The following is a 20,438-nucleotide window of genomic DNA, read 5'->3' as shown; positions in this document are numbered from 1 at the left end:
CGGCGATCGGCTGGCTGGCGCCGCCGGCGCAGCGCGGCCGGGCCATCACCTTCGTGTTCCTCGGCTGGTCGGTGGCCTCGGTGTTCGGCATGCCGCTGCACAGCTACATCGGCGAGGCGCTCGGCTGGCGCTGGGCCTTCGGCCTCGTGGCGCTGCTGGCCGCCGGCGGTGCAGTCTGGGTGTGGCTGGTCATGCCCGATGGCGTGCGGCCGCCGGCCATGAACCTGCGCGCCTGGCGCGAGGTGCTGACGCACCCGCTGCTGATGGCGATCGTGGCGGTCACGGCCCTGTTCGGTGCGGGACAGTTCACCGTGTTCACCTACTTCGCGCCGTACTACAAGCAGGTGCTCGGTGCCGGGCCCACGCAGATCAGCCTGCTGTTCGCCTGGTTCGGTGCCTTCGGGCTGATCGGCAACGTGCTGCTGTCGCGCCACGTCGACCGCATCGGTGCCGCGCGTGCGGTGACCCTGCTGCTCGGTGCCGTGGCCCTGACGATGCTGATCTGGCCGTTGGGCACCGGCTACCTGTCGATGGCCTGCGTGCTACTGCCGTGGGCGCTGGGCATGTTCGCGGCCAACTCGGCGCAGCAGGCCCGCCTGGGTCAGGCCGCGCCGGCCCTGGCTCCGGCGCTGATGGCGCTGAACACGTCGGCCATCTACCTCGCCAGGCGGTTGGCGCAGCGGGGGCGGTGCGCTGGTCGCGGCGCAGGAAGCCGCTGGCGCCAGTGGGCCCGGACTCTACGGCGGCCTGCACTGGGTCGGCCTGGGCTGGCTGCTCGCGGCGCTGGCCCTCAGCCGCTGGGCCGAAAACCGCATGCGGCGCGACAGCCGCCACGCCTGAGCACGTGCCGCTCAGCCCTTGGTCCCGAAGATCTTGTCGCCGGCGTCGCCCAGCCCGGGGATGATGTAGCCGACCTCGTTGAGGTGGCTGTCGATCGCCGCCGTCCAGCAGCGCACTTCGGGATGGGCCGCATTCAGCGCCTTCACACCCTCCGGCGCGGCCACCAGCACCAGCGCGCGGATGTCGCGGCAGCCCTTGCGCTTGAGCAGGTCGACAGTGGCGATCATCGAGCCGGCGGTCGCCAGCATCGGGTCGATGATCAGCGCGGTGCGCTCTTCCAGCGAACCGACCAGGTTCTCAAAATAGTGCTCCGGCTGCAGCGTGTCGTGGTTGCGCGAGAGACCCACCACGCTGATCTTGGCGTTCGGGATCATGTCGAGCACGCCGTCCAGCATGCCCAGGCCCGCGCGCAGGATCGGCACGATGGTGACCTTCTTGCCCTTGATCTGATCGACCGCCGTCGGTCCGCTCCAGCACTCCACCGTCACCTGCTCCAGCGGGAAGTCGGCCGTGGCCTCGTAGGCCAGCAGTCGGGCGATCTCGGCGGTGATCTCGCGGAACTTCTTGGTCGAGATGTCGGCGGCGCGCAGCAGCCCGACCTTGTGTCGGACCAGCGGATGCAGGACTTCGAGGACGGGCATGTCGGCAGTCTATGTGCAGACGGTGGTCACGGCTCCGCGTCAGGTCGCGCCGCGCTGGCGCACCGCCTCGTAGAGACCGATGCCGCTCGCCACCGAGACGTTCAGGCTCTCCACCGCGCCGGCCATCGGCAGGCTGACGAGTTCGTCGCAGGTCTTGCGCGTGAGCTGGCGCATGCCCTGCCCTTCGGCGCCCAGCACCAGCGCGACCGCTTGCCTCAGGTCCGCCGCGTACAGCGTGCGCGGCGCATCGTCGGCGGTGCCGATGACCCAGATGTTGCGTTCCTTCAGTTCACCCAGCGTGCGCGCCAGGTTCGTGACCATGAAATAGGGCACCGTCTCGGCCGCGCCACTGGCCACCTTGGCGACCGTGGCGTTGATGCCGACGGCGTGGTCCTTCGGCGCGATCACCGCGTGGGCCCCGGCCCCGTCGGCGACGCGCAGGCAGGCGCCGAGGTTGTGCGGATCGGTCACGCCGTCGAGCACCAGCAGCAGCGGCGGGCCCTCCACCGTGTCGAGCAGGTCGTCGAGCGACTTCGTGGCCGGCGCTGCGGTGACCTTGGCCACCACGCCCTGGTGGCGGTGCGTGCCGGAGAGCGCCTGCAGGCGCAGCTCGTCGCTCTCGATCAGGCGCACGCCGGCTTCCTTGGCACGTTCGATGAACTGGCGCATGCGCGCATCGCGCCGCGTGCCGTCGATATAGAGCTCGACGACCGAGCCGGGGGCCGTCTTGACACGGACGGTGACGGCGTGGAAGCCGAACAGGATGCGGGGGGAGGAGGACATGCGGGGATTATCGGGGCGGTCTCAGTGCCCGCGGGTGCCTTGCTGCGCAACGGCCGCCGCGACCGAGCTCACGAGGAAGTCAGCAAGACCGTGCCGCCAGGACTGACCGTGCCCGCGGGTGCCTTGCTGCGCAACGGCCGCCGCGACCGAGCTCACGAGGAAGTCAGCTGCCCCGCCTCGATCCTGACTTGCCGGTCGCAGCGGGCGGCGATGGCACGGTCGTGGGTCACCAGCACCAGCGTCGTGCCCTGCTCGCGGTTGAGCTCGAACATCAACTCCATGACCTTCTCGCCGGTCGCGAAGTCCAGGCTGCCGGTGGGTTCGTCGGCCAGCAACAGCGCCGGTTTCACGACGAAGGCACGCGCCAGCGCCACGCGCTGCTGCTCGCCCCCGGACAGCAGCTTCGGGTAGTGCCCCAGCCGCTCGCCCAACCCCACACGCGCCAGCATCTCGGTCGCCGCCGTGCGGGCGTCGCTGCGGCCCTGTAGTTCCAGCGGCAGCATCACGTTCTCCAGCGCGGTCAGGTTGCCCATCAGCTGAAAGCTCTGGAACACGAAACCCACGCGCTCGGCGCGCACTGCGGCTCGGGCATCCTCGTCGAGGCCGAACAGGTCGATGCCGGCGAGCCTCACGGTGCCCTCACTCGGCGTGTCCAGCCCGGCGATGATGGCCAGCAGCGTGCTCTTGCCCGAGCCCGACGCTCCGACGATGGCGGCCGACTCCTGCGCCGCCAGCGAGAAGTCGATATCGTGCAGGATGGTCAGTTCGCCGCTGGAGTCCTGCACACGCTTGCTGACGTGCTCGACGGCGATGATCGCTTCGGTCATTGAGGGGGAGTCGGATGGCAGTGAGTCGCAGGGACTGTATCAAGCAGCTCGCCGCATCGGCGTTGGCGGGGCTTGTGGTCTCGCCGGTGCGGGCGCAGGCCGCCAGGCCGGTGATCCTGGTCGTGGGCGACAGCCTGTCGGCCGAGTACGGCCTGCAGCGCGGCAGTGGCTGGGTGGCCCTGCTGGAGAAGCGGCTGGCGCAGGAGAAGGTCGCCGCCGGCGTCATCAACGCCAGCATCAGCGGCGACACCACCTCGGGTGGCCGCTCGCGCCTGCCGGCGCTGCTGGCGCAGCACAAGCCGGCGGTGGTGATCGTCGAGCTGGGCGGCAACGATGCCTTGCGCGGCCTGCCGCTGGCGATGACCGAACGCAATCTGGTCGAGATGACGCGGGCCTCGAAGGCGGCCGGTGCGCGGGTGCTGCTGGCCGGCATGCAGGTGCCACCGAACTACGGCCGCCAGTACAACGAAGACTTCGCGGCACTGTTCGGCAAGGTCGCCCGGGCCGAGGGTACGGCGCTGCTGCCCTTCCTGCTGAAGGGCGTGGGGGATGCGCCGAACGCGAGCGAGCTGTTCCAGGCTGACCGCATCCACCCGAAGGAAGCGGCCCACCCCATCATCCTGGGCAACGTGTGGCCGGTGCTGCGGCCGCTGCTGAAGTAAGCCGCCGCCGCAGGCGGCCCTACTCGTCGTCGCTCGCGTCCAGACCGGGGAACAGCACCTCGGTGTAGCCGAAGCGGCTGAAGTCGCGCACCCGCATCGGGTAGAGCACACCAACCAGGTGGTCGCACTCGTGCTGCACCACGCGGGCGTGGAAGCCTCGGCCTCGCGCTCGATGCGCCGGCCTGCGGGTCGAAACCGGCGTAGCGGATCCGCTGGTGGCGTGGCACCACGCCGCGCAGTCCGGGCACCGAGAGGCAGCCCTCCCAGCCGTCTTCCAGATCCTCCGACAGCGGGGTGATCTGCGGGTTGATCAGCACCGTGCGCGGCACCGGCGGCGCCTCCGGGTAGCGCTCGCTCTTCGTGAAGCCGAAGATCACGAGCTGCAGGTCCACCCCGATCTGCGGTGCCGCCAGGCCGGCACCGTTGGCGGCCTCCATCGTGTCGAACATGTCCTCGATCAGCGCATGCAGCTCGGGCGTGTCGAATTCGCGCACCGGGTGCGCGACGCGCAGCAGGCGCGGATCGCCCATCTTCAGGATGTCTCGAACGGCCATGGCGTCTGCCCCTCCCGGTTTCGTCCTCAGTCCAGCAGCGCGCGCAGCGCCGCCTCGTCGATCACGGCCACGCCCAGCGCCTGTGCCTTCTCGAGCTTGCTGCCGGCTTCCTCGCCGGCCACCACGTAGTCGGTCTTCTTCGACACCGAGCCGGCCACCTTGCCGCCGGCGGCCTCGATCAGTTCCTTGGCGGCCTCGCGACCCAGGCTCGGCAGCGTGCCGGTCAGCACGAAGGTCTTGCCGGCCAGCGGCCTGGGCGTGAGGTCGGCCTCGCCGGCGTGCTCGTCCCAGTGCACGCCGGCGGCGCGCAACTGCTCGACCACCTCGCGGTTGTGCGGCTGATCGAAGAAGGTACGCAGGCTCTGCGCTACCACCGGGCCCACGTCGTTGACCTCCAGCAGTTGCTCGACGCTCGCGTCCATCACGCGGTCGAGCGCGCCGAAATGTCGCGCCAGGTCCTTGGCGGTCGCCTCGCCGATGTGGCGGATGCCCAGCGAGAACAGGAAGCGCGCCAGCGTCGTGGCCTTGCTCGCCTCCAGCGCTGCCACCAGGTTGGCCGCGCTCTTGTCGCCCATGCGCTCCAGCGCGACGAGCTTGGCCACGCCGAGCCTGTAGAGCTCCGGCAGCGTGCGGATGATGCCGCCGTCGACAAGCTGCTCGACCAGCTTGTCGCCCAGTCCCTCAATGTCCATCATGCGCCGCCCGGCGAAATGCAGCAGCGCCTGCTTGCGCTGTGCAGCGCAGAACAGGCCGCCCGAGCAGCGGTAGTCGACGCTGCCGCGCTCGCGCAGCGCCTGGCTGCCGCACACCGGGCAGGCACGCGGCATGCGGAAGTTGGGGACGTATGCCGTTCGCGGGACGGGCACGCGACCCACCACCTCGGGGATCACGTCGCCCGCGCGCCGCACGATCACCGTGTCGCCGATGCGGATGCCCTTGCGGCGCAGCTCGAAGCGGTTGTGCAGCGTGGCATTGCTCACCGTCGTGCCGCCCACGAACACCGGCTGCAGCTTGGCCACCGGCGTGAGCTTGCCGGTGCGGCCGACCTGGATCTCGATGCCGGCCAGCTGGGTCGACTGCTCCTGCGCCGGGTACTTGTGCGCCACCGCCCAGCGCGGCTCGCGCGATTTGAAGCCGAGCTGCTGCTGCAGCGCACGCTCGTCGACCTTGTAGACCACACCGTCGATGTCGAACGGCAGCGCGTCGCGCTCAGCCGCGATGCCGGCGTGGAAGGCGGCCAGCGCCTCGCCGCCCTCGACCACGGTGCGGTGCCCGTCGACCGGCAGCCCCAGCGCCGCCAGCGCGTCCAGCAACCCGGCGTGCGTGGGCGGCACGTCCCAGCCCTGCACGTCGCCCAGTCCATAAGCGAAGAAGCTCAGCGGCCGCTGGCGTGCGATGCTGGCGTCGAGCTGGCGCACGATGCCGGCCGCCGCATTGCGCGGGTTCACGAAGGTCTTGAGCCCGGCCTCGCGCTGGCGCTCGTTGAGCGCCTCGAAGTCGTCTCGCCGCATGAAGACCTCGCCGCGCACCTCCAGCACCGGCACCGTGATGCCGCGCAGCTGCTTCGGCACCGACTCGATCGTGCCGACGGTGTGCGTCACGTCCTCGCCGGTCTCGCCGTCGCCGCGCGTGGCGGCCTGTACCAGCCGGCCGGCCTGGTAGCGCAGGTTGATCGCCAAGCCGTCGAATTTCAGCTCGGCGGCGTAACGCAGCGGCGGCGCGTCGGGCGGCAGCTTCAGTGCGTTGCGCACCGCGGCGTCGAACTTCAGCGCACCGGTGGGCGTGGTGTCGGTCTCGGTCTTGATCGACAGCATCGGCACCGCGTGCCGCACCGCCGACAGGCCTTCGAGCACCGCGCCGATGACGCGCTGGGTCGGCGAGTCCGGCGTGCGCAACCCGGGGTGCGCCGCCTCCAGCGCCTGCAGTTCGGTGAACAGGCGGTCGTACTCGACGTCCGGGATCTCCGGAGCGTCGAGCACGTAGTAGCGGTGGGCGTGGTACTCGAGCTGCTCGCGCAGTTGCGCGGCGCGGGCGGCCGGATCTTCCGCGCGGTCGGACATCGGCAGGTGCCCGCTCGCGTTCAGCTGAACAGCCGGCGCGTCGCGGCGCTGCCGGCCGCGAGGTCGCGTGCCGCGAGCGCCTCGTACAGGCTTTCGAGCGCCTGGCCGATGGAGGCGAAGGCCGCCGGCTGCAGCGGCTGGCCGCTGTCGTCGTACATCGCGGCGTCGAGCTCGGCAGCCAGCGCCTCGCCTGCGGCGCACCAGGCAGCGAACGGTGCGGCCGCGGCAGCGGTCTGCGGCACGTCGAAGGCCAGCGTCAGCTCGCGGACGGCGGCCTGGCTGGGCTCGTCGGCCAGCGCTGCCTGCGGATCGAACTGCAGCGTCAGCACCGGCGGCGCGCCCTCGTCCTCGCCGGGCTGCACCAGGCGGCCCGGCAGCGCACCGACCATGAAGCCGTGGCGGGCGGCGTGCTGCTGCACATAGCCCAGCGACCACGCGGCGCCGCGCGATACCAGCCGCAGCGCGAGCTGAGCGTCGTGCTGGCCGGCGAAGGCGTCGAGCTCGCGGGCCCGCGCGACGACGTCGAGCATGTCGGGAAAATCGGGCAGCGCACCGATGGGTTCGGCGAAGGCCTGCACCTTCTGCACGAACTCGGAGTACTCGATCTCGTTGAGCGCCCCGCTGCGGTTGGCCAGTTGCACACCGGCCTGGAACTCCCCGTAGCGCTGGCCGGCGGCCGGCGTTTCCCATTCACCCGACTCGGCGTTCAGTCCCTCGACCAGCAACGGCTTGCTGCCGGCACGCCGGGCCGGTGGCAGGTGGGCGATCGCGGTCTCGCCGCTCACCGGGTTGTCGACGGTCAGCGTGGCGATCGCGTCGATCAGCGCGTCGAGACGCGGCAGGCCGGCGGCGCGGCGCACCAGCGTCGGCTCGATGCGCGGCGGCTGGCTGTCTTCGGCCTCCGCCTTCGGGCCGGTATCGTCGGCCGGGGGGGGCTCGGTCGGCGCAAAGCTCGGCTCCTGCAGCGGCGCGGGCTCCGCCCCGGGCTCGAGCGCCACACGCTTCACCTCGTTGCGGCGCGCCTGCCAGGTGCCGTGGGCCACGATCGCGGCGAGCACCAGCCCCCCCAAAATGGCCAAGGACAATTGCAGCGTGCTCATGACGGCTCCCCGCTCGCCGGGTCCGTCGAGCGACCCTCCCGGAGGGTCGGGCCTTGCTGGGGGCGGCCCGGCGCTGCGGCCCGCGCGAACGCTTGGTTCATGGCCTCTCTCATGCGGCCTCGGCCATCGAGACCGCCGCGTCCATGTCGACCGCGACGATGCGCGACACGCCCTGCTCCTGCATGGTCACCCCGATCAGCTGCTCGGCCATTTCCATCGCGATCTTGTTGTGCGAGATGAACAGGAACTGCGTGTGTTCGGCCATGCTGCGCACCAGCTTGGCGTAGCGCTCGGTGTTGGCGTCGTCGAGCGGCGCGTCCACTTCATCGAGCAGACAGAACGGCGCCGGGTTGAGCTGGAAGATCGCGAACACCAGCGCGATCGCCGTCAGTGCCTTCTCGCCGCCTGACAGCAGGTGGATGGTGCTGTTCTTCTTGCCCGGTGGCTGCGCCATCACCTGCACGCCGGCGTCGAGGATCTCGTCGCCGGTCATCACCAGCCTGGCGTTGCCGCCGCCGAACAGCTCCGGGAACATGCGGCCGAAATGCTCGTTGACGGTGTCGAAGGTGCCCTTGAGCAGGTCGCGCGTCTCGAGGTCGATCTTGTGGATGGCGTCTTCCAGCGTGGTCATCGCGTCGATCAGGTCGGCCGACTGCGCGTCGAGGAAGGTCTTGCGTTCGCGCGAGGCGGTCAGTTCGTCGAGCGCGGCCAGGTTCACTGCGCCCAGCGCCGCCACTTCGCGGTTGATGCGGTCGATCTCGCCCTGCAGGCCGTAGAGCTTGACGCCGTCGTCCTCGATGTTCTTGCCCAGCGCCTCCAGGTCGACCTGCGCGGCCGTCAACTGCTCCAGGTACTGCGCACCGCCCAGTTGTGCGGCCTGCTGCTCGAGCTGCAGCTTGCCGATCTTCTCGCGCAGCGGCTCGAGGCTGCGTTCGAAACCCAGGCGCTGTTCTTCGGCCTGGCGCAGTCGGGCCGACAGCTCGTCGTAGGCGCTGCGCTGCGCGCCCAGCGCCTGCTCGCGCTCGAGCTTCAGCGCCAGCGCGGTCTGCAGACCGGCCTGCGCGGCGGCGTCGGTCAGACGCCCCAGCTCTTCCTGCAGTTGGGCGGCGCTCTGCTCGTTGGTGGCCACCTGCTGGGCGGCGGTCTCGATCGATCGCTGCAGCTCGCCGCGCCGCGCGGCCAGCGCGCGGGAGCTGAACTGGGCCTCCTGGGCCTCGCGCTCCAGGGCGCGCAGTTGCTCGCGCGCGGCGCTGAGCTGGCGTTCGGCCTGGATCACCGCCTCTTCCAGGTCGGCATGGCGCTCCTGCTCGTTGGCGAGCTGCAGGTCGAGCTCCTCGAAGCGGGCTTCACCGGTGACGCGGCGCTCCTGCAGCTCTTCCAGGCCGGCGTCGATCTCGGCCAGCTCGGATTCGATCTGCTCGCGCCGTGCGCTGGTCTGCTCGCTCAGTTGGGCGAGCCGCAGCACCTCGACCTGCAGCTGGTGGGTGCGCGTCTGGCCCTCGGCGGCCTCGCGACGTGCGCTAACCAGCCGCGACGAGGCATCGGTGTAGGCAGCCTCGGCCCGCACCAGGGCGGCGCGCGACTCGTCGACGATCAGTGCCTGGGCGCGTGTCTGCTTCTCCAGGTTCTCGATCTCCTGGGCGCGCGCCAGCATGCCGGCCTGCTCGGAGTCGGGTGCATAGAAGCTCACCGCGAACGGGCTGACCGCGTGGCCGGCCGGCGTCATGATGACCTCGCCGTGGGTCAGCTTGCCGCGGTCGGCCAGCGCCTCGTCGAGCGAAGCCGCGGTGTACACGCCTTCGAGCCAGTCGTTCAGCAGCGCTGCCAGCCCGGCATCACCGACCTGCCCGCCCAGACGCAATAGGTCCGACAGCCGAGGCAGCGTGGCATGGGTGTTGGCGATCGCGCCGCTCGGCGGGGTGTAGAAGGCCAGCTTGGCCGGGGGAGCATCGCCCTCGAAGGCGCGCACCGTCTCCATGCGGCCGACCTCGAGCGCATTGATGCGCTCCCGCAGCGCCGCTTCCAGCGCGGTCTCCCAACCGGCCTCGATGTGCAGCCGCGTCCACAGCCCGCTCAGCCCGTCGAGCCCGTGCTTGGCGAGCCAGGGCTTGAGCTTGCCCTCGGTTTGCACCTTCTCCTGCAGCGCGCGCAGCGCATCGAGGCGGGCGCTCAGGTCGGCCTGGCGGGCCGCTTCGGTGTTGACGCGCTCCTGCCGGGCGCGGCGATCTTCATCGAGCTGGGGCACCGACGCGGTCAGTTCCTCGGCACGCGCATCGGCCACCGCCTGGCCTTCCTCGGCGCCGGCGAGTTGAACGCGCAGGCCTTCGAGCGCGCCTCGTCGGGCGCTGCCAGCGTCTGGCGCTCGCCGGCCAGGCGCTCGCGACGCTGCGTGAGCGCGCGGCTCTGCTCCTCGACGCTGCGCGACTCGGCGGCCAGCAACTGGATCTGCTGCTGCACCTGGCCGGCCTTGCCGCGCTGCTCGTTGGCGCGGCCCTGCGCGGCGCGCACCGTGTCTTCCACGCCCGGCAAGGCGCCCGACTGCTCCTCGGCCTGCGCGGCCAGCAGCTCGGCCTGTTCGTCGGCCAGCGCGATCTGCGCGGCGATCTCGTCGAGCTCGGCCACCGCCTGCAGGCGCCGCTCGTCCCAGTTCGCGTTCTGGCCCGTCAGTTCGGCCAGCCGCTGCTCGACGCGCTGGCGACCCTCTACCACGTAGCGGATGCGTTCCTCGAGCCGGCTCACCTCGAGCGCGGCCTCGGCCAGCGAACCCTGGGCGGTGTGCAGCGCGTCGCTCGCCGCGTAGTGCGACTGGCGCACCGTCTCCAGCTCGGCCTCGACGTGGCGCAATTCGGCCAGCCGCGACTCGATGGCATTGGTGGCCTCGAGCACGGCCTTGTGCACGCGCTCCTCCTCGGACGCCGCGTCGCGGTGCTTCAGGAACCACAGCTGGTGCAGCTTCAGCGTGCCGGCCTCCTGCAGGCGGCGGTACTGGGCGGCGACCTCGGCCTGCTTCTCCAGCTTGTCGAGGTTGGCGTTGAGCTCGCGCAGGATGTCGTCGACACGCTGCAGGTTCTCGCGCGTGTCCTTCAGACGGTTCTCGGTCTCGCGGCGGCGTTCCTTGTACTTGGAGACGCCGGCAGCCTCTTCGAGAAAGAGCCGCAGCTCCTCGGGCTTGGACTCGATGATGCGGCTGATCGTGCCCTGGCCGATGATCGCGTAGGCGCGCGGCCCGAGGCCCGTGCCGAGGAACACGTCCTGTACGTCGCGGCGCCGCACCGGCTGGTTGTTGATGTAGTAGCTGGAGGTGCCGTCGCGGGTGAGCACGCGCTTGACGGCGATCTCGGCGAACTGGGCCCAGGAACCGCCGGCGCGCGCATCGGCGTTGTCGAACACCAGCTCCACGCTGGAGCGGCTGGCCGGCTTGCGGTTGCCCGAGCCGTTGAAGATCACGTCCTGCATCGACTCGCCGCGCAGCTCGGATGCCTTGCTCTCGCCGAGCACCCAGCGCACCGCGTCCATGATGTTGGACTTGCCGCAGCCGTTCGGCCCGACCACGCCGACGAGCTGACCGGGCAGCTGGAAGTTCGTCGGCTCGGCGAAGGACTTGAAACCGGAGAGCTTGATCGAGTTGAGGCGCATCGCGGGCGGTTCGCAGGGCGCTGCGCCGGGCTGTTGCGTGGCCCCGCACTGCGCCGCTAACTCGTTGATTTGTAATGAGAAACCGGCTCGCGAGCCGGCTTGAGAGTGCTCGGGATGATAGCATCGGGCCCTCCCCTGAACTGCAAGCAAACGTCGACTGCGCGGGATGTGCAGCGGCGTCGAACCATGGCCAAGACCGCCAAGAAATCCAGCCCGCGCACGCCGCCCCGGCAGCGCCCGATGCCCCCCAATCCGCCCACCGCGCCGAGCAAGGAACTGCATGTGTTCCCGAACCCGGCGCCGGAGCGCGACTACGTCATCCAGTTCCAGATCCCAGAGTTCACCTGCCTGTGCCCGCTGACCGGGCAACCCGACTTCGCGCACTTCACGATCGACATGATTGCCGACGGGCTGTGCGTCGAGCTCAAGAGCCTGAAGATGTACATGTGGAGCTTCCGCGACGAGGGCGCCTTCCACGAGAAGGTCACCAACGACATCCTCGGCAAGATCGTCGAGACCACCGCGCCGCGCTTCGCCCGCATCACCGCCAGGTGGTACGTGCGCGGTGGTATCTACACCAACGTGGTCGCGGAGCACCGCAAGAAGGGCTGGAAGCCCGAACCGCTCGTCGTGCTGCCGCAGCACGCCACGGAGCGCGGGCTGCCGACCTGAGCGAGGCCCGCGGTCGGGCCCTCAGGTGTCGGCGTTCGAGAGCAGCGCCGCCCTCAACTGCTGCAGCGCCTGCGTCAAGCCTTGGCGCTCCCGGTTGGAACAGGCCGTCGCGCAGGCCACCTGCTCCTGGATGGTCAACGCGGCGGTGCTGAGATCACGCCCGGCCCGCGTCAGCGTGATCAGCACCTGGCGCTCGTCGGCGGCGCTGCGGGTGCGCTCGATCAGGCCGAGCGCCTGCATGCGCTTGAGCAGCGGCGTCAGCGTGCCTGAATCGAGCGAGACGCGCTCGCCGAGCTCACCGATATTGAGCCCGTCGCACTCCCAAAGCGCCAGCAGCACCACGTACTGCGGATAGGTCAGGCCGATGCGCGCGAGAAGCGGCCGGTAGACCTTGGTCATTGCCAGCGACGCGGCGTACAGCGCAAAGCACAACTGGCCGTCGAGCGCTAGGTCCGAAGCGTCGGCCGGAAGCGATGCGGGAAGTCGGCGTGTCTGGCTCATGCGGTGGCGTTGGTTCGTCCGCAAGCATTTTGCACACGAAAGAATCGCGGTGTCGGGCGGGCCGTTCACGATGCAGCCCGCAGGATAATCCGCCCGCATGAACCCCCTGCTTTCCCGCTTGCAGCCCTACCCGTTCGAGCGGCTGCGCGAACTGACCCGCGACGTGCTGCCGAATCCGGCGCTGCGGCCCATCAGCCTCGGTATCGGCGAGCCCAAGCATCCGACGCCGCCCTTCATCCGCGAGGCGCTTACTGCAGCGTTGGACGGCCTGGCCAGCTACCCGGCCACGGCCGGCGAGCCGGCGCTGCGCGAGGCGTGCGCAGCCTGGGTGCACCGGCGCTACGGCGTGACGCTCGATGCGTCGACGCAGCTGCTGCCGGTCAACGGCTCGCGCGAGGCCCTGTTCGCACTGGCGCAGACCGTCATCGACCCCACGCGCCCCGGCGCCACCGTCGTCTGCCCCAACCCGTTCTATCAGATCTACGAAGGCGCGGCGCTGCTCGCCGGTGCGCAGACGGTGTTCGCCAACAGCGATCCGGCGCGCAATTTCGCGGTGGACTGGTCGGCCATCGACGACGCCACCTGGGCCCGCACCCAACTGCTCTACGTCTGTTCGCCGGGCAACCCGACCGGCGCGGTGATGCCGCTCGACGAATGGCAGCGGCTGTTCGAGCTGTCGGACCGGCATGGCTTCGTGATCGCCTCCGACGAGTGCTACTCGGAGATCTATTTTCGTGACGAGCCACCGCTCGGCAGCCTGCAGGCCGCGCTGGCGCTGGGGCGCAGCGACTTCCGGCGCCTGATCGCCTTCACCAGCCTGTCCAAGCGTTCCAACGTGCCGGGGCTGCGCTCGGGCTTCGTGGCCGGCGACGCGGCGATCCTGAAGGCCTTCCTGCTGTACCGCACCTACCACGCGCCGCCATGGGCCCGGCGGTGCAGCGCGCCAGCCTCGCGGCCTGGGGCGACGAAGCCCACGTGGCGGCCAACCGGGCGCTCTACCGCCAGAAATTCGAGCAAGTGACGCCGAGGCTCGCCAGCGTGCTGGACGTCGCGCTGCCCGATGCCGGCTTCTACCTGTGGGCCAGGTTGCCGGCGGCCGTCTGCGGCGGCAGCGACATCCGCTTCGCCCGCGAGCTGCTCGCTCAATACAATGTGGCGGTGCTGCCCGGCAGCTACCTCGCCCGCGAGGCGCAGGGCACGAACCTGGCCAGGGGCGCATCCGCATGGCGCTCGTGGCCGGCATCGACGAATGCGTCGAAGCGGCCGAACGCATCGTTTCCTTCATCCAGTCCAGCTGAGTCTCCATGTCCCATACCCAACTGCAATCGACCATCGACGCCGCGTGGGAGTCCCGCGCCACCATCACCGCGGCCAACGCGCCCGAAGTGCGCGAGGCGGTCGAGCAGGTCATCTCCGACCTGAACAAGGGCCGCCTGCGCGTGGCCGAGCGCCAGGGCGTCGGCCAGTGGCAGGTGAACCAATGGGTCAAGAAGGCGGTGCTGCTGAGCTTCCGACTGACCGACAACAAGATCATGCGGGCCGGCGACCTGGGCTTCTTCGACAAGGTCGACACCAAGTTCGCCCACCTCGACGAGGCCGCGATGCGGGCCACCGGCGTGCGCGTGGTGCCGCCGGCAGTGGCCCGGCGCGGCAGCTACATCGCCAAGGGCGCGGTGCTGATGCCCAGCTACGTGAACATCGGCGCCTACGTCGACGAGAACACCATGGTCGACACGTGGGCGACGGTGGGCTCCTGCGCGCAGATCGGCAAGAACGTGCACCTGTCGGGCGGCGTGGGCATCGGCGGCGTGCTGGAGCCGCTGCAGGCCAACCCGACCATCATCGAGGACAACTGCTTCATCGGCGCCCGCTCCGAGGTGGTGGAAGGCGTGATCGTCGAGGAGAACTCGGTGATCAGCATGGGCGTCTACATCGGCCAGAGCACCAAGATCTACGACCGCGCCACCGGCGAGGTGAGCTACGGCCGCGTGCCGGCGGGTTCGGTCGTGGTTTCCGGTAATTTGCCCAGCGCGGACGGCAAGTACTCGTTGTACTGTGCGGTGATCGTCAAGAAGGTCGACGCACAGACGCGTGCCAAGACCAGCATCAACGAGCTGCTGCGCGGCGCCTGATCGAGCGGCGCGGGGGCGGCGACCGGAACAACAAACGGGAAGGGTCGGTGCGATGAGCGGAAACATGGAGCGGGTGCTGCGGCTGATGGCCGAGAAGCGGGCCTCGGATGTCTACCTCACGGCCAACGCGCCGATCCAGATCAAGATCAACGGCCAGCTGCTGCAGCTGTCCGACCAGTCGCTCACGCCGGAGCAGCCGCGGCAGCTGCTGGCCGAGCTGCTGACACCCAAGCAGCTCGAGGAGCTGGAGGAGCTGGGCGAGCTGAACATGGGCGTCGGCCTGCAGGGCGTCGGCAGCTTCCGGCTCAGCGCCTTCCGGCAGCGCGGCTCCATCGCCGCGGTGTTCCGCTGCATCCCGGTGGAGATCCCGACGCTCGATTCGCTGAAGCTGCCGGAGATCCTGAACACGCTGATCCTCGAGAAGCGCGGCCTGATCCTGCTGGCCGGCGCCACTGGCACCGGCAAGAGCACGACGCTCGCCGCGATGCTGGAGCACCGCAACCGCAACCTCGCCGGCCACATCCTCACCATCGAGGACCCGATCGAGTTCCTGTTCACCAACAAGAAGGCGATCGTCAACCAGCGCGAGGTGGGTCGCGACACGCAGTCGCTGCAGATCGGTCTGAAGAACGCGCTGCGCCAGGCGCCCGACTGCATCCTGATCGGCGAGATCCGCGACCGCGAGACCATGACCGCGGCGATTTCCTATGCGCTGTCGGGCCACCTGGTGGTCTCGACGCTGCACGCCAACAACAGCTACCACGCGCTGGGCCGCATCCTGAGCTTCTACACGCCCGAGGCGCGCCCGGCCCTGCTGGGCGACCTGTCCTCCGCACTCAAGGCCGTGGTGTCGCAGCGCCTGGTGCGCTCGACCCAGGGCGGGCGGGTGCCGGCCGTCGAGGTGCTGCTCAACACCAAGCTGGTGGCCGACCTGATGGCGCAGGGCGATTTCCCGGGCGTCAAGGAGGCGATGGAGCAGTCGCTGGCCGAGGGCTCGCAGACCTTTGAGCAGGAGCTCGCCCGCCTGATCAACGACGGCGTGATCACCCGCGACGAGGGCCTGAGCTATGCCGATTCGCCCACCAACCTGATGTGGCGGCTGCAGAACGACAGTCCCACGCAGTCGAAGCTGGTGCCGAAGAAGGAAGAGAAGGACGAGGGTCCGTCCTTCACCGACATCACGCTCGACGTGCGGCAGGACGATCGCCGCACGAACTTCGGCGCGCTGTGAGTCGATCGCGCGGATGAGTGCCCTGCCCCCGACGGCGCTTGCGCTCGCCGAGCAACTGATCGCGCGCGCTTCCGTCACGCCCGAAGACGCCGGCTGCCAGGCGCTGGTCGCGCAGCGGCTCCAGGCGCTGGGCTTCGACTGCCACACCCTCGAGAGCGGCCCGGACGACTTCCGCGTCACCAATCTGTGGGCCGTGCGCCGCGGCCGTTCCGCCGACGGCTTCACGCTCGTGTTCGCCGGCCACACCGACGTGGTGCCCACCGGCCCGCTGGAGCGCTGGACCAGCGACCCGTTCGTGCCCAGCCACCGCGATGGCCGTCTCTACGGGCGCGGCGCGGCCGACATGAAAACCTCGATCGCCTGCATGGTGGTCGCGATCGAGGAGTTCGTCGCGGCGTATCCCCGACACGCTGGTTCGATCGCGCTGCTGCTGACCAGCGATGAGGAAGGCCCGGCGCTCGATGGCACCACGCAGGTGGTGCGCTGGCTGCAGGCGCGCGGCGAGCGGCTCGACGGCTGCATCGTCGGCGAACCGACCTCGGTGAACGCGGTGGGCGACATGATCAAGAACGGCCGCCGCGGCTCGCTGTCGGGCCGGCTGGTCGTGCAAGGCGTGCAGGGTCACATCGCCTACCCGCACCTGGCGAAGAACCCGATCCACGCGGTGGCGCCGGCGCTGGCCGAGCTGGTGCAAGTGGTCTGGGACGGCGGCAACGAACATTTCCCGCCGACCAGCTGGCAGGTCTCGAACCTGCACGCGGGCACCGGCGCGAGCAATGTCATCCCGGGTGAGGCGGTGGTCGACTTCAACTTCCGTTTCTCGACCGAATCGACGCCGGAGACCCTGCAGCAGCGCCTCGCCGCGGTGCTGGACCGCCACGGCCTGCAGTACACGATCGACTGGACGCTGGGCGGTCGGCCCTTCCTCACGCGCCCCGGCAGCCTGACCGAGGCGCTGGGCAGCGCGATCTTGCAGGTGACCGGCCGCACGACCGAGCTGTCCACCACCGGCGGCACCTCCGACGGCCGCTTCATCGCCACCGTCTGCCCGCAGGTGGTCGAATGCGGGCCGGTCAATGCCAGCATCCACCAGATCGACGAGCACGTCGCGGTGGCCGAGATCGAGCCGCTGAAGGAGATCTACCGCAGCACGCTCGAGCGTCTGGTCGCATGACGCTGATCGAGCTGGTCGAGGCGCAGGCCGCGCGCCTGCAGGAGGCCGGGGTGTCGTTCGGGCACGGCACGACCCATGCCTTCGACGAGGCCGCCTGGCTGGTGCAGTGGGCGCTGGACCTGCCGCTCGACGGGCTGGACGAGCACGCCGCGCGACCGGTGTCCGCGAGCGAGCGATTGGTGGTCGACGCGCTGATCGACCGTCGCATCCGCCAACGCCTGCCGGCGGCCTACCTGACCAGGCAGGCCTGGCTGCAGGGCGTGGCCTTCTACGTCGACGAGCGGACCATCGTGCCGCGCAGCTTCATCGCCGAGCTGCTGGCCGACGGCACGATCGACGCCTGGCTCGGCGCCCACACGCGGCGCGTGCTCGACCTGTGCACCGGCAACGGCAGCCTCGCGGTGCTGGCCGCGATGGCCTGGCCCGAGGTGAGCGTCGACGGCAGCGACCTGTCCGAGGACGCGCTCGCCGTGGCGAAGATCAACGTCGACGCTCACGGCCTGGGCGATCGCGTCACGCTGCTACGCTCCGACGGCCTGGCGCGCGTGCACGGCCCCTACGACCTGATCCTCTGCAACCCGCCCTACGTGAATGCCGCGTCGATGGCGGACCTGCCGCCCGAGTACCAGGCCGAACCCGAGCTGGCGCTGGCCGGTGGTGAGGACGGCATGGACTTCGTGCGCAAGCTGCTGCAAGACGCGCCGGCGCAGATGACCGAAGATGCCGTGCTCGTGCTGGAGATCGGCAACGAGCGCGCGAACTTCGAGCGCGCCTTTCCCACCCTCGAGGCCGTGTGGCTCGAAACCAGCGCCGGCGACGACCAGGTGCTGCTGCTGACCCGGGCTTCCCTGCTGTCCTCATGATCGTTCTCAAGAATCTCACCCTGCGCCGCGGCCCCAAGATCGTGCTGCACGGCGCCAACCTCACGCTGAACCCCGGCGAGAAGGTCGGCCTGGTCGGCCGCAACGGCGCCGGCAAGTCCTCGCTGTTCGCGCTGCTGACGCACCGACTGCAGGCCGATGCCGGCGATTTCTCGATCCCGCCGCGCTGGCGCATGGCCGAGGTGGCGCAGAACATGCCCGAGACCGACCAGCCGGCCACCGCCTTCGTGCTGGAAGGCGACACCCGGTTGATGGAGGCACAGGCCGCGCTGGCCGCCGCCGAAGCGGCCGACGACGGCAACGCGATCGGCGAGGCGCACGGCCTGCTCGCCGAGGTCGGCGCCTTCGACGCCTCGCCGCGGGCCCAGGCGCTGATGCTGGGCCTGGGCTTCAAGAGCGCCCAGCTGGACGCGCCGGTCAACAGCTTCTCCGGCGGCTGGCGCATGCGGCTGCAGCTGGCCCGCGCGCTGATGTGCCCGAGCGACCTGCTTCTGCTCGACGAGCCCACCAACCACCTGGACCTCGACGCGCTGGTGTGGCTGGAGGCCTGGCTGCAGCGCTACGAGGGCACCATGCTGGTCATCAGCCACGACCGCGAGTTCCTCGACGCCATCACCCGCGTGACGGTGCACCTCGAGGAGACCCAGCTCACGCGCTACGGCGGCAACTACAGCGCCTTCGAGGGCATGCGCGCCGAGCGCATGAGCCAGCAGCAGGCCGCATTCGGGCGCCAGCAGGAGAAGGTGGCGCAGCTGCAGCGCTTCATCGACCGCTTCAAGGCCAAGGCCAGCAAGGCCAAGCAGGCACAGAGCCGCGTGAAGGCGCTGGAGCGCATGGAGAAGATCGCGCCGGTGCTGACCGCGGCCGACTTCGCCTTCGAGTTCCGGGAGCCCGACAACCTGCCCAACCCCATGCTGGCCATGCGCGAAATGCGCTGTGGCTACGCGGTCGAAGGCGGCGAGCCGATCACCATCGTGCGCGACATCGACCGCTCGGTCATGCCGGGCCAGCGCATCGGCATCCTCGGTGCCAACGGCCAGGGCAAGTCGACGCTGGTCAAGACGCTGGCGCGCGCCCTGCCGGCGCTGGGCGGCAGCGTGACCGAGGGCAAGGGCCTGGCGATCGGCTACTTCGCACAGCAGGAGATGGACGTGCTGACGCCCGAGAGCGGGCCGATGGAACACATGATCCGGCTGGCCAAGCAGGTCTCGCCGGGCGCGCGCGAGCAGGAGCTGCGCAACTTCCTGGGCCAGTTCCGCTTCACCGGCGACATGGTCCACCAACCGGTCGGCTCGCTGAGCGGCGGCGAGAAGGCGCGCCTGGTGCTGGCGATGATCGTCTGGCAGCGCCCCAACCTGCTGCTGCTCGACGAGCCGACCAACCACCTCGACCTCGCCACCCGCGAGGCGCTGTCCCTGGCGCTCAACGAGTTCGAGGGCACCGTGATGCTGGTCAGCCACGACCGCGCGCTGCTGCGCGAGGTCTGCGACGAGTTCTGGCTCGTCACCGCCGGCGGCGTGCGCGAGTTCGACGGCGACCTCGACGACTACCAGCGCTGGCTGCTGGAGCAGTCGCGCGAGCAGGCCCGCGCCTACGCCCAGGCGGCGCGGGGCGCGACCGCAGCGCCGACCGTGGTCGAGGCGACCGCGAAGCCGTCGAAAGCCCCGGACGAGCCTGTCGACCGCCGCGAGGACCGCAAGGCCCAGGCCCAGGCGCGCCAGCGGGCAGCCGAGCAGGCCCGTCCGCTGAAGGCCGAGTTCGGCAAGCTCGAAGCCCGGCTGGCCACGGCGGTGCCGGAGCGCGACGCCTGGCGGCCAGCCTGTCCGACCCGTCGCTGACGGCGGCCGAACGCGCCGAGCGCGGCAAGCGCCTCAAGCTGCTCAGCGAGCAGATCGAGACCTTCGAGACGCGCTGGCTCGAGCTGGGCGAAGCCATCGAAGCGCTGAGCGCGACCGCCTGAACCGCCGCGCGGTCCGCCCCGGCCGCTCAGAACGTGCTGCTGCCCGCCTCGCGGTCGCCCAGCGCGACGATCATGTCGATCTCGACCGCCGCGTTCTTGGGCAGCTGGGCCACGCCGACCGTGGTGCGGGTGTGGCCGCCGCCCGGCTGGAACAGCGTGTAGAGAATGTCCGAGGCGGCGTCGGCCACCTCGCTGTGCTCGGTGAAGTTCGGCGCGCTCTGCACGTAGACCGTCATGCGCAGGATGCGCTTCACGCGGCTCAGGTCGCCGCCGGCGGCCTGGCGCACGACGGCCAGCGCCTTCACCACGCAGATGCGGGCCGCATGGCGGGCCTCCTCGCGCGAGATCTCGGCGCCGACGCGCCCTGCCACCGCTACCGCACCGCGGATGCGCGGGATCTGGCCGCTGACGTAGAGGATGCCGTCGTGCTCGACCGACACCTCGTAGTGCGGCACGGCGCGAATCTCCTCGGAGAACTCCACGCCCAGGTCGTTGGCCAGTTTCTTGAACAGTGCGTCGCTTGCGGTGCTCATCGGGGCTGCCTCGTCATGATCCCGGCATGATGCCTCGCAGCGCCGGTCGCACCAAGCGCGGCCGATGCCGGCGCGCTACAGGCTGCGGCGCATCTCCACGTGTGGGATGCCCGCTTCCTCGAAGCCCGGACCGCTCTGCGTGAAGCCGGCGCGTGCGTAGAACGGCACGGCCGAGAGCTGGGCGCTCAGCACGATCTCGCGGTCGCCGCGCCGGGCGGCCAGCGCGATCAGCGCGTCCAGCACCGCACGCC

Annotated in this window: 14 protein-coding genes and 5 pseudogenes; 9 read left to right on the top strand and 10 right to left on the bottom strand. The window is 70.2% G+C overall.

Annotated elements, in window-relative coordinates; genetic code table 11:
• Positions 1-53: 53 nt before the first annotated feature.
• Positions 54-608: pseudogene (locus tag x551_RS27070) on the top strand (MFS transporter); the annotation flags it as partial.
• Between the two features lie 243 nt (positions 609-851).
• Here the strand turns inward: x551_RS27070 and upp are convergent.
• The 3 genes from upp to x551_RS08645 all read right to left on the bottom strand — a co-directional run bounded on the left by upp (position 852) and on the right by x551_RS08645 (position 3,091).
• A complete protein-coding gene (upp, locus tag x551_RS08655) occupies positions 852-1,481 on the bottom strand; it encodes a uracil phosphoribosyltransferase (protein ID WP_036230245.1) in 630 nt (209 codons plus the stop codon).
• Between the two features lie 39 nt (positions 1,482-1,520).
• A complete protein-coding gene (rlmB, locus tag x551_RS08650) occupies positions 1,521-2,264 on the bottom strand; it encodes a 23S rRNA (guanosine(2251)-2'-O)-methyltransferase RlmB (RefSeq protein ID WP_036230248.1) in 744 nt (247 codons plus the stop codon).
• Positions 2,265-2,416: 152 nt separating this feature from the next.
• The gene (locus x551_RS08645; protein ID WP_051495565.1) at positions 2,417-3,091 is read right to left on the bottom strand and encodes an ABC transporter ATP-binding protein; all 675 of its coding nucleotides are present in this window, start codon (positions 3,089-3,091) and stop codon (positions 2,417-2,419) included.
• A gap of 14 nt (positions 3,092-3,105) precedes the next feature.
• On the opposite strand from x551_RS08645, the gene x551_RS08640 reads away from it, so the two are divergent.
• Positions 3,106-3,753 (top strand): arylesterase, encoded by a 648-nt coding sequence (locus tag x551_RS08640; RefSeq protein ID WP_051495566.1) that lies wholly within the window; start codon positions 3,106-3,108, stop codon positions 3,751-3,753.
• Between the two features lie 19 nt (positions 3,754-3,772).
• Here x551_RS08640 and def read toward each other — a convergent pair.
• The 4 genes and pseudogenes from def to smc form a co-directional block, all read right to left on the bottom strand.
• Positions 3,773-4,307, bottom strand: a pseudogene (def, locus tag x551_RS08635) (peptide deformylase).
• Positions 4,308-4,333: 26 nt separating this feature from the next.
• Entirely contained in the window at positions 4,334-6,367 is a 2,034-nt protein-coding gene (ligA, locus tag x551_RS08630; RefSeq protein WP_036230256.1) for an NAD-dependent DNA ligase LigA, read from the bottom strand.
• A 20-nt stretch (positions 6,368-6,387) separates the two neighbouring features.
• Positions 6,388-7,467 carry a cell division protein ZipA C-terminal FtsZ-binding domain-containing protein gene (locus x551_RS08625; RefSeq protein ID WP_036230258.1) on the bottom strand — a complete coding sequence of 360 codons (1,080 nt, stop codon included), beginning with the start codon at positions 7,465-7,467 and terminating at the stop codon, positions 6,388-6,390.
• Between the two features lie 109 nt (positions 7,468-7,576).
• Positions 7,577-11,103 (bottom strand): annotated as a pseudogene (gene smc, locus x551_RS08620) (chromosome segregation protein SMC).
• A 240-nt stretch (positions 11,104-11,343) separates the two neighbouring features.
• Here smc and queF point away from each other — a divergent pair.
• Positions 11,344-11,775: a preQ(1) synthase gene (queF, locus tag x551_RS08615; RefSeq protein ID WP_036230262.1), complete on the top strand. Its 432-nt coding sequence runs from the start codon at positions 11,344-11,346 to the stop codon at positions 11,773-11,775.
• A gap of 21 nt (positions 11,776-11,796) precedes the next feature.
• On the opposite strand, the gene x551_RS08610 is transcribed toward queF, so the two are convergent.
• Positions 11,797-12,276 carry a MarR family transcriptional regulator gene (locus x551_RS08610; protein WP_036230264.1) on the bottom strand — a complete coding sequence of 160 codons (480 nt, stop codon included), beginning with the start codon at positions 12,274-12,276 and terminating at the stop codon, positions 11,797-11,799.
• A gap of 97 nt (positions 12,277-12,373) precedes the next feature.
• Between x551_RS08610 and dapC the strand changes: the two are divergent.
• The 6 genes and pseudogenes from dapC (at position 12,374) to x551_RS08580 (ending at position 19,654) form a co-directional block, all read left to right on the top strand.
• Positions 12,374-13,574, top strand: a pseudogene (dapC, locus tag x551_RS08605) (succinyldiaminopimelate transaminase).
• Positions 13,575-13,580: 6 nt separating this feature from the next.
• Complete coding sequence (dapD, locus tag x551_RS08600; protein ID WP_011829402.1) at positions 13,581-14,408, top strand: 2,3,4,5-tetrahydropyridine-2,6-dicarboxylate N-succinyltransferase; 828 nt, start codon at positions 13,581-13,583, stop codon at positions 14,406-14,408.
• 52 nt (positions 14,409-14,460) lie between these two features.
• Positions 14,461-15,639, top strand: coding sequence for a PilT/PilU family type 4a pilus ATPase (locus tag x551_RS08595; RefSeq protein ID WP_011829401.1), 1,179 nt, complete (start codon positions 14,461-14,463; stop codon positions 15,637-15,639).
• A gap of 22 nt (positions 15,640-15,661) precedes the next feature.
• Positions 15,662-16,813 carry a succinyl-diaminopimelate desuccinylase gene (gene dapE / locus x551_RS08590; RefSeq protein WP_036230282.1) on the top strand — a complete coding sequence of 384 codons (1,152 nt, stop codon included), beginning with the start codon at positions 15,662-15,664 and terminating at the stop codon, positions 16,811-16,813.
• Positions 16,810-17,676 (top strand): 50S ribosomal protein L3 N(5)-glutamine methyltransferase, encoded by an 867-nt coding sequence (gene prmB / locus x551_RS08585; RefSeq protein WP_036230266.1) that lies wholly within the window; start codon positions 16,810-16,812, stop codon positions 17,674-17,676. The genes dapE and prmB overlap by 4 nt, the downstream gene beginning before the upstream one ends.
• Positions 17,673-19,654 (top strand): annotated as a pseudogene (locus x551_RS08580) (ATP-binding cassette domain-containing protein). Before prmB ends, x551_RS08580 begins: the two are co-directional and overlap by 4 nt.
• Before the next feature lie 26 nt (positions 19,655-19,680).
• Here x551_RS08580 and x551_RS08575 read toward each other — a convergent pair.
• Together x551_RS08575 and x551_RS08570 are read right to left on the bottom strand one after the other, a co-directional pair.
• On the bottom strand, positions 19,681-20,187 hold the full coding sequence (locus x551_RS08575; RefSeq protein ID WP_011829397.1) for a RidA family protein: 507 nt from the start codon (positions 20,185-20,187) through the stop codon (positions 19,681-19,683).
• A gap of 75 nt (positions 20,188-20,262) precedes the next feature.
• Entirely contained in the window at positions 20,263-20,430 is a 168-nt protein-coding gene (locus x551_RS08570) for a GNAT family N-acetyltransferase (protein ID WP_255343762.1), read from the bottom strand.
• Positions 20,431-20,438 lie beyond the last annotated feature (8 nt).

Origin of the sequence: Methylibium sp. T29 (assembly GCF_000576205.1) — a bacterium.
GTDB classification, from domain to species: Bacteria; Pseudomonadota; Gammaproteobacteria; order Burkholderiales; family Burkholderiaceae_C; genus Methylibium; species Methylibium petroleiphilum.
Note: the sequence above shows the minus strand (reverse complement) of the source record. Positions and strands in the feature narration are given on the sequence as shown.

Excerpts from the sequence above, each read along its gene's own strand:
- upp (WP_036230245.1), bottom strand. The coding sequence starts at position 1,481 with ATGCCCGTCCTCGAAGTCCTGCATCCGCTGGTCCGACACAAGGTCGGG.
- rlmB (WP_036230248.1), bottom strand. The coding sequence starts at position 2,264 with ATGTCCTCCTCCCCCCGCATCCTGTTCGGCTTCCACGCCGTCACCGTC.
- x551_RS08645 (WP_051495565.1), bottom strand. The coding sequence starts at position 3,091 with ATGACCGAAGCGATCATCGCCGTCGAGCACGTCAGCAAGCGTGTGCAG.
- x551_RS08640 (WP_051495566.1), top strand. The coding sequence starts at position 3,106 with ATGGCAGTGAGTCGCAGGGACTGTATCAAGCAGCTCGCCGCATCGGCG.
- ligA (WP_036230256.1), bottom strand. The coding sequence starts at position 6,367 with ATGTCCGACCGCGCGGAAGATCCGGCCGCCCGCGCCGCGCAACTGCGC.
- x551_RS08625 (WP_036230258.1), bottom strand. The coding sequence starts at position 7,467 with ATGAGCACGCTGCAATTGTCCTTGGCCATTTTGGGGGGGCTGGTGCTC.
- queF (WP_036230262.1), top strand. The coding sequence starts at position 11,344 with ATGCCCCCCAATCCGCCCACCGCGCCGAGCAAGGAACTGCATGTGTTC.
- x551_RS08610 (WP_036230264.1), bottom strand. The coding sequence starts at position 12,276 with ATGAGCCAGACACGCCGACTTCCCGCATCGCTTCCGGCCGACGCTTCG.
- dapD (WP_011829402.1), top strand. The coding sequence starts at position 13,581 with ATGTCCCATACCCAACTGCAATCGACCATCGACGCCGCGTGGGAGTCC.
- x551_RS08595 (WP_011829401.1), top strand. The coding sequence starts at position 14,461 with ATGAGCGGAAACATGGAGCGGGTGCTGCGGCTGATGGCCGAGAAGCGG.
- prmB (WP_036230266.1), top strand. The coding sequence starts at position 16,810 with ATGACGCTGATCGAGCTGGTCGAGGCGCAGGCCGCGCGCCTGCAGGAG.
- x551_RS08575 (WP_011829397.1), bottom strand. The coding sequence starts at position 20,187 with ATGAGCACCGCAAGCGACGCACTGTTCAAGAAACTGGCCAACGACCTG.